This is a genomic window from Mycobacterium sp. pW045, assembly GCF_041287085.1.
Classification (GTDB): domain Bacteria; phylum Actinomycetota; class Actinomycetes; order Mycobacteriales; family Mycobacteriaceae; genus Mycobacterium; species Mycobacterium algericum_A.
On record NZ_JBGGKU010000034.1, the window covers coordinates 1 to 358 of the forward strand.

At 73.5% G+C, this 358-nt stretch carries 1 protein-coding gene; it reads left to right on the forward strand.

The window, feature by feature from the left end:
• The coding region (locus tag ACAG20_RS21085) for a hypothetical protein (protein WP_370494007.1) at window positions 1-358 on the forward strand (358 nt) is incomplete at both ends.

Here is a 358-nt window from a genome sequence, read left to right on the forward strand (position 1 = left end):
TGGTGGCGATGGCGGCGATGGCGGCAACGGTGGTGCCGGTGGCCACGGTGGTGCTGGTGGCGTTGGTGGTTCGGCGACCAACGGCAGTGCCGGTGGCCAGGGTGTTGGCGGTGTCGGTGGCGATGGCGGTGCTGCTGGTGGCGCGGGCAACGGCGGTGATGGTGGTGCCGGTGCCGGCGGTGGCGCTAACGCGACCGCGGGTAGCGGTGGTGCCGGTGGTCACGGTGGCGAGCGCGGTACGGCTGGCGCTGGTGGCCAGGGCGGTAGCGGTGCTGGTGGGGCGGCTGCTGATGGCCAGCAGGGTGCTGATGCGGTCGGCACCGGTAACGGCGGTAACGGCGGCAAGGGCGGCAACGGC